This is a genomic window from Microbacterium umsixpiens (assembly GCF_053543675.1).
Genome location: NZ_JBLVOH010000137.1, coordinates 3560 through 11196, shown reverse-complemented (window position 1 = coordinate 11196; position 7637 = coordinate 3560). Strand labels below are relative to the sequence as shown.

The 7637-nt window shown below is 69.7% G+C and carries 7 protein-coding genes, 1 tRNA gene and 1 pseudogene; 6 read left to right on the top strand and 3 right to left on the bottom strand.

Annotated features, from left to right (window positions below):
• The 3 genes from ACNPM4_RS13860 to ACNPM4_RS13850 all read left to right on the top strand — a co-directional run.
• Nucleotides 1-1198: NAD(P)/FAD-dependent oxidoreductase (locus tag ACNPM4_RS13860; protein WP_448986041.1), on the top strand; the 1198-nt coding region annotated here is incomplete at its 5' end.
• 293 nt (nt 1199-1491) lie between these two features.
• Nucleotides 1492-2397, top strand: coding sequence for a cation-transporting ATPase (locus ACNPM4_RS13855; RefSeq protein WP_448986040.1), 906 nt, complete (start codon nt 1492-1494; stop codon nt 2395-2397).
• Nucleotides 2398-2403: 6 nt separating this feature from the next.
• A complete protein-coding gene (locus ACNPM4_RS13850) occupies nt 2404-3069 on the top strand; it encodes a DedA family protein (protein ID WP_448986039.1) in 666 nt (221 codons plus the stop codon).
• Between the two features lie 9 nt (nt 3070-3078).
• Here ACNPM4_RS13850 and ACNPM4_RS13845 read toward each other — a convergent pair.
• Nucleotides 3079-3151: transfer RNA gene (locus ACNPM4_RS13845), tRNA-Leu, on the bottom strand.
• An 87-nt stretch (nt 3152-3238) separates the two neighbouring features.
• Between ACNPM4_RS13845 and ACNPM4_RS13840 the strand changes: the two genes are divergently transcribed.
• The 3 genes from ACNPM4_RS13840 to ACNPM4_RS13830 all read left to right on the top strand — a co-directional run bounded on the left by ACNPM4_RS13840 (nt 3239) and on the right by ACNPM4_RS13830 (nt 6456).
• Nucleotides 3239-4486 carry an alanine racemase gene (locus ACNPM4_RS13840; protein ID WP_448986038.1) on the top strand — a complete coding sequence of 416 codons (1248 nt, stop codon included), beginning with the start codon at nt 3239-3241 and terminating at the stop codon, nt 4484-4486.
• Entirely contained in the window at nt 4483-5796 is a 1314-nt protein-coding gene (locus ACNPM4_RS13835) for a D-arabinono-1,4-lactone oxidase (protein WP_448986037.1), read from the top strand. The genes ACNPM4_RS13840 and ACNPM4_RS13835 overlap by 4 nt, the downstream gene beginning before the upstream one ends.
• A 93-nt stretch (nt 5797-5889) precedes the next feature.
• Nucleotides 5890-6456 carry a LemA family protein gene (locus ACNPM4_RS13830; RefSeq protein ID WP_029262976.1) on the top strand — a complete coding sequence of 189 codons (567 nt, stop codon included), beginning with the start codon at nt 5890-5892 and terminating at the stop codon, nt 6454-6456.
• Between the two features lie 27 nt (nt 6457-6483).
• Here ACNPM4_RS13830 and ACNPM4_RS13825 read toward each other — a convergent pair whose 3' ends face one another.
• On the bottom strand, nt 6484-7404 hold the full coding sequence (locus ACNPM4_RS13825) for a hypothetical protein (RefSeq protein WP_448986036.1): 921 nt from the start codon (nt 7402-7404) through the stop codon (nt 6484-6486).
• Nucleotides 7401-7637: pseudogene (locus ACNPM4_RS13820) on the bottom strand (winged helix-turn-helix domain-containing protein); the annotation flags it as partial. The pseudogene ACNPM4_RS13820 and the gene ACNPM4_RS13825, both read right to left, overlap by 4 nt.

Below are 7637 nucleotides of genomic sequence, written 5' to 3'. Positions count from 1 at the left end.
GATCCCGGGCATCGCCGACAACGCGATCGGGCTGAAGACCATCGAGGAAGCCGTCGCGATCCGCGACAAGGTCATGTCGAACTTCGACAAGGCCGCCTCGCTCCCCGCCGGACCCGAGCGCGACCGTCTGCTGACCGTCGTCGTCGTCGGCGGTGGGTTCGCCGGTATCGAGGTGTTCGCCGAGCTGCGTTCGCTGGCCTCCGCGCTGGTGGGCAAGTACCCGCAGATCAGCTTCGAGGACACGCACTTCCACCTCATCGAGGCGATGGGCCGCATCATGCCCGAGGTCTCGCTGCAGACCAGCGAGTGGGTGCTCAAGGACCTCGCCAAGCGGGGTGCCAACGTGCACCTCGACACGCAGCTGACGAGCGCGGTCGACGGCAACGTCGAGCTCTCCACGGGCGAGGTCATCCCGACCGACGTCATCGTGTGGACCGCCGGTGTCATGGCGAACCCGACCGTGGTTCGTGGCGGCGACCTCCCGGTCGAGGAGCGCGGTCGCATCCAGACCCGTGCCGACCTGCGCGTCGGAACGCCCGAGGCCTTCGTCGAGGGTGCCTGGGCTGCGGGCGATGTGTCGGCCGTCCCCGACCTCTCGGGTGGCGGCGTCGGCGGCTTCTGCGTGCCGAACGCTCAGCACGCGGTGCGTCAGGCGAAGCTTCTCGCGAAGAACCTCGTCGCCGTGCTCCGTGGGGAGAATCCCAAGGACTACTTCCACAAGAACATGGGCGCGGTGGCGGGTCTCGGCCTGTACAACGGCGTCTTCCAGTCCGGCAAGATCGCCCTCAAGGGCTTCGTGGCCTGGGTCGCGCACCGCGGCTACCACGGTCTCGCGATGCCGACGTGGGAGCGCAAGTTCCGCGTCATCTGGGGCTGGTGGAACAACCTGTGGCTGGGTCGCGACCTGGTGAACCTCGAGACGGTGCAGAACCCGCGCTACGTCTTCGAGGAGTTCGCCGCGCGTCCGCGTCCGGCAGCTCCCGCGGCGCCCGTGGCAGATGCTGCTCCTGCGGCGAAGGCTGCTCCGGCCGCGACGGCTGCTCCGGCGGCATCGGAGACGACCGCCGAGAAGAAGCCGGCCGCGAAGAAGCCGGCCGCGAAGAAGCCGGCCGCGAAGAAGCCTGCCGCCGAGAAGCCTGCCGCCGAGAAGCCTGCCGCCGAGAAGGCTCCTGAGCCGGCCGAGGCTGCAGCGAAGTAGCAGACCCTCGAATCAGATTGAGATCGGCCCCGCGCGCTCTGCGCCGGGGCCGATCTTCGTTTCTTCGGGGCGGCTCCGAGGCGAAGCACAGGTGCGGTCGGTAGCGTGAGGGCAGCAAGGGGAGTACTCCCGTCTGCAGCGTCGTCGTCATTACGAGCACGAGATCGTGCTCCGGCCCGCTGGCCCGTGAGGGTGGAGGAGACCTTGGCACCCGCATAGCGGGGTGCCGAGAAACCCCTGCCGTCGCTTCGACGTGGGAATCCCCGGTGGCCCGCACCACGAAAGGGACACCCATGGGAAAGCTCTCCCGACTGATCGGAATGGCATCCGACGCGCTCGAGAAGAATGCCGGTTCCGGACGCACCGACCATTCGGCGGGCGGGTCCCGCTCGACGGACTGGGGCGGGATGCTCCGCGGAGCCGTGGACGCGGTCCGCGGTCCCGCGGAAGGAACCCCTCGCACAGACCAGAGCGCACGGACCGCGGGTGCGGATCCCTACGCGCCGCCGGCACCCGGTGCTCCGAGCGTCAGGGCCGGTTCGACCCCTCCGCGGGATCGTTACGCACCACCGGTCGCCGGATCCGCGCGTACATCCCCTGCGGCAACCGACGCCGATAGAGCGGCCATCGCCCGCTACGACTACCTGCTGCAGACGGCCGACCCGCAGCGTGTCGAGCAGATCCACCGCGAGGCATTCGCCCGGCTGACTCCCGAGCAGCGCACGCTCGTCGAGGCGCGGATGCGGCAGGAGCTCGAACCGGGGGAGCGTCCGAGGTCATCGTCCCCCGATGACCTCGCTCGCGCGGCGGGGCGTGCGGAGGCGATGCGGCCGGGGCGGATGCGCGGACTCCTGTCGCGGGTGCGCGGTGCCGGCGCCGGTGGCGCTGCGGTCGCCGCAGGCGGTGCGGCGGTGGGACTGCTCGGCGTGGTCGCCGGTGGTGCGGTGCTCAGCACGGTGGCCGGTCCGCTTCTGGAGCAGGCCGCGAACATCGGCGTCGACTTCGGTGCGCTGGCCGAGGGCATCGACCTCGAGTCCCTCGCCGCCGGAATCGATGTCGAGTCGATCGCCGGAGGGGCAGGCGACCTGATGGGCTCCGCGGGCGAGGCGGCGACCGGACTGGGCGAGACAGCCACGGGATGGGGCGAGCGGCTCGGCGACCTCGGCATCCCGGGCATCGGCGATCTCTTCGGACGCTGAGCTCGGATGTTCTTCGCAACCGACGCCGAACACGGCTTCACCGGTCTGACCGGATTCGCGGCCGACGTGCTCACCTCCCTCGGCGACGTCGGGGTCGGGGTGCTCGTCTTCCTCGAGGTGCTGATCCCGCCGATCCCGAGCGAGGTCATCCTGCCGTTCGCCGGATACCTCAGCCAGAGCGGGGAGCTGAACCTGGGATGGCTCATCTTCTGGAGCACGCTGGCCTCCTGGCTGGGAGCCCTGCTGCTGTATGGACTCGGCGCGGCGATCGGCATGCAACGGGCGGTGCGGCTGCTGGCGGCGACCCGGTTGGTGAGCCGCTCCGACCTGGAGCGGGGAGCCGACTGGTTCACGCGCAGCGGCGGCTGGACGGTGCTGGTGGGCCGGATGGTCCCGGGCGTTCGCAGTCTCATCTCCATCCCCGCCGGGGCATCGCGCATGAATCTCGCCACCTTCAGCATCTACACGATCGTCGGCAGTGGCGCGTGGAACGCTCTGCTCCTCGGTGTCGGTGCGGCGCTCGGCACGCAGCACGAGCAGTTGGAGCAGTACCTCGGGTACCTCGACTACGCCGTCTACACGGCCATCGTGATCGCCCTCATCGTCCTGGTCGCTCGCCGGGTGCGTGAGGCTGCGGGAGAGCGGAGGGCGGTTGCCGACGGCGAGAAGTGAGAAGCGCAGTGCCCCCGCTGGGACTCGAACCCAGACTGAAGCGATTTTAAGTCGCCTGCCTCTGCCATTGGGCTACGGGGGCCGCGTCGTCAGCTTATCGCCGTGCGGTGGCTGCGACCCGGTGCCGCAAGGGGTGATCCGGAGTACGAGGAGGCCTTAGGGTGGGGGAGTGCTCGACCTCATCGACGAACTGAGCCCCGTCCAGGGTGCGCCCGCGATCGCCCCTGAGTGGGAAGATCCGGCCCGCTACTGGCCACGCCTCTCCGCCGCGACCGGACACCTGCCGGCGCCGGTCGGGGTGATCGATCGTGAGGCGCTCCGCTACAACGCGATGGACCTGCTGGTGCGCGCGGGCGGGCTCCCCATCCGTGTCGCCTCGAAATCGGTGCGGGTGCGGGCCGTGCTCGATGCCGTGCTGAAGCTCCCCGGATTCCGCGGGATCCTCGCGTTCACGCTCGAGGAGGCGCTGTGGCTGGCCGAGACGCACGATGACATCATGCTCGGCTATCCGACGGTGGATCGTGCGGGACTGGAACGGCTCTTCTCCGACGAGCAGGCGGCGCAGCGCATCACGCTGATGGTCGACGATCTCGTCCACCTCGACTTGATCGACAGTGTCGCAGGTCCCGCCTCGCGCCCCGAGATCCGTGTCGCGATCGATGTCGATGCGTCCTGGCGCTCTTCCCTCCTCGGCCACATCGGCGTGCGCCGCTCGGCGCTCTTCACGCCCGGCGAGGTCGCGGGCTTCGCCCGCAAGGTCGTCGCCCGTCCCGGCTTCCGGCTCGTCGGACTTCAGATGTACGACGCGCAGATCGCCGGTCAGGGCGATGATGCCGGTGCCGACGCGCCGCTGATCCGCATGGTGCAGGCACGTTCGAGGAACGAGCTGCGGGAGCGACGGGCAGCCATCGTGGCCGCCGTCGGTGCGATCGCTCCGCTGGAGATCCTCAACGGAGGGGGCACCGGCTCGCTCGAGTTCACGGGGAGCGACGAATCACTCACCGAGGCGAGTGCCGGGAGCGGGCTGCTCGGTGGCCACCTGTTCGACGGCTACCGCTCGTTCCGTCCCGCTCCTGCCTCGGCCTTCGCGTTCGATGTGGTGCGCCGACCGGCCGCCGACATCGCCACCGTGCTGGGTGGAGGGTGGATAGCCTCCGGTCCCGCTCTCGCCTCCCGTCAGCCCCGTCCGGTGTGGCCCGAGGGACTCCGCACACTCGGGCGCGAGGCCGCCGGTGAGGTGCAGACGCCGCTGCAGGGCCCCACCGCCACGTCGTTGGGCGTGGGGGACCGGGTCTGGTTCCGGCATGCGAAGAGCGGCGAGCCCGCGGAGCGCATCGAGCGCTATCACCTGGTGTCGGGGGAGCAGGTCATCGAGGAGCTTCCCACCTACCGCGGCGAGGGAAAGGCTTTCCTGTGACGAGAATCGGCGGCTCCTGGCAGAACTGGGGCCGCTCGGCCTCGGTGCGCCCCGTGCGCGTGGAGCGTCCGCGCAGCCCCGAAGGCGTGCAGCGCGCGGTGATCGCTGCGGTCAAGCACGGTCTCAGCGTGAAGGCTGTGGGAGCGGGGCACAGCTTCACCGGAATCGCCGTCGCACCCGGCGTCCTGCTGGAGCTGGATGACCTGCAGGGGCTCGTATCGGCGGATGCAGTCAGTGGCCGCGTCACCCTCCTCGCAGGAACCCGTCTGCACCGCATCCCCGGCCTACTCGCCCCCTATGGGCTCGCCATGGAGAATCTGGGCGACATCGATCGCCAGTCCATCGCGGGAGCGATCTCGACCGGAACCCACGGCTCCGGTGCCCGGTTCGGCGGCCTGGCGACCCAGGTCGTCGGCATCACCATGGTCACTGCCGCGGGAGAGTTCCTCCGCATCGACGATGAACACGAGAGCGAGCTGCTGCCTGCCGTCGCGCTCGGGCTCGGTGCGCTCGGCATCATCGTCGAGGTGACGCTGCAGTGCGCGCCGGCGTTCGTGATGCACGCCATCGACGAGCCGGCGCCCCTCGACGACGTGCTCGCCACGCTCGAGGAGCGCGTGGCCTCGTCGGACCACTTCGAGTTCTACTGGTTCCCGCACACCGAGGTGGCGCTGACGAAGCGTCAGACGCGACTGCCGGAGTCGACGGTGCGCAAGCCGCTCCCGGTCGTGGGCAGGTGGATCGATGAGACGCTCCTGTCCAACGGGGTCTACCGCGTCGTGTGCGCTGCGGGGCAGGTGGTGCCTGCGGTGACTCCGCCGTTCAGCAGGTTGGCGGTCAAGCTCACCGGGGACCGTGAGTACACCGAGCTGTCGCATCGGGTGCTCATCCAGAGCCGCACCGTGCGTTTCCGCGAGATGGAGTACGCGCTCCCGGCCGAGAACGTCGTGCCGGCGTTCCAGGCGGTCCGCGCCCTCATCGCTCAGCGCGGGTGGCGGATCGAGTTCCCGATCGAGGTGCGCTTCGCGGCGGGCGACGACCTGTGGCTGTCGACGGCGCACGGGCGGCCGAGCGCCTACATAGCCGTGCACCGGTATTGGCGCGCCGACCCCACGGAGTACTTCAACGCGGTCGAGGAGATCATGCTCGAGTTCGGCGGACGGCCGCACTGGGGCAAGCTGCACACGTTGACGGACCAGGCGCTGCGCGAGCGCTACCCTCGATTCGACGACTTCGTCGCGCTCCGCGACCGCCTGGATCCCGAGCGGCGCTTCACGAACCGCTATCTCGAACGGGTTCTCGGAGCCTGACCCGGCTCGAGGCCGCAATCCGCGCCGCGCGCCCAGTCCACGTGCAGGGTGCGCGTCTAGGATGAGAGAAACACGAGGAAGGGTGGGCCTCTGATGGAATGGCTCGTGCCGGTACTGATCGTTGTCGGAGTGATCCTGCTCGCCGGCATCTATCTGTGGGCCACGTACAACTCGCTGGTGCAGCTGAAGGTCCGCGTCGACGAGGCGTGGAGCGGCATCACGGTGCAGCTGAAGCGACGAGCCGACCTCATCCCCAACCTCATCGAGACGGTCAAGGGATACGCCTCCCACGAGAAGGCGGTCTTCGAGAACGTGACTCGTGCGCGCGCCGAGACGCTGTCGGCCGGCGGTCCCGGTGAGGCCGGCATCGCCGAGGGACACCTCCAGCAGGCGCTGCGCAGTCTCTTCGCGGTCGCCGAGGCGTACCCGCAGCTGCAGGCGAGCACGAACTTCCTCCAGGTGCAGCAGGCGCTGGTCGACACTGAAGACAAGATCCAGGCTGCGCGCCGGTTCTACAACGGTGGCGTGCGCGAGCTCAACACCAAGATCAAGGTCTTCCCGAACAACCTGTTCGCCAAGGGGCTCGGCTTCACCGAGCGGGAGTTCTTCGAGGTCGCCGACAGCAGTGCGATCTCCGAACCGCCTCGCGTCCAGTTCTGATTCGAATCGCATTCACCAGGGGCCCGCTCACCAGGCGCTGAGCACCACGCCCTCTGCGGTGAACGACACGTCGCCGTGCAGACTCCACGAGTCGGTCCGGTAGTTGGCCTCACGTTTCGCGCCGTCCTGACCGGTTCCGGTGACCGTGGTGACGAGGACGCCCCCCTCCGCCGCGAATCCGTTGCCGGACAGGGCCAGCGTCGGTAGCTTCTCGATGCGGTACCGGTACTCCGACACGGCGCGGAATTCGGTACCCCAGGGAATGCGGATGCCGCAGCCCTCGGGCGCGGCGGTGCCGGGCTCCGCGCACGTCTCGAGGTGCTCGTCGAGCTGATTCTGGGCTGCGACTGTCGCCTCCGAGCGCAGCGACACATCGATGTCGACGGCCGTCTCGTCGCCGGGGAGCACGGTCACCGATGTCTCTCCGCTGAGCAGCGACACCGGTGCGGCGGCGACGGTGTAGCTCGCCGGCAACAGCGCCGTGGCTTCGCCCGCGGGCAGCGTCTGCCCGCCGATGGAGACGAACGAGCCGATCGAGGGATCGGCGGTCACGGTGCCCCGCCCGGACTCATCCACGACCCACCGCCCGTCGATGGGGGAGAGTGTGAGCGCTGCCGTGTGCTTCTCGTCGGCCAGGCGGAACGTGATCTCGACCGTCGCCGTCACGCCACCGACCGGCGCGCTGTCGTCTCCGCTGACGGAGATCACCTCCGCATCGTGCACGAGTGCCGTCGCGTCGGAGAACGCGTCGAGGGTCTCCCGTTGCATCACGGCACCAGTGGCCTCCACCGCTGCGGGGTCACCGGATTCGAGTGCGCGCAGGTACTCCGCCGCCGCCTCCTCCGCCGTGGCGGGGCGGCCGGTCGCCTGCCAGATCCACAGGCCCCCGGCGACGAGCACGACGACACCGACCGCACCGGCGATCAGCCACCATCGCCGCCGGCTCACGGGGCGCTCTCTCTGGCGTGCACGTGGCGGTGCACGCTGCCACCTGCTCCGGTCAGCGCCGCATGAAGCGCTGCCGTGGCATCACCCCACCCAGAGACCGAGACCCGCTCCAGGCCCTGCCAGGCGGCCGCGAGGGCCAACTCGGCGGCGACCGGCTCGGCATCGCCCGGCTGCGCCTGGGGTTCCCACCACGCGGACTGCACCTGCAGCGTAGAGGTGGCGCGGGCGGCCTT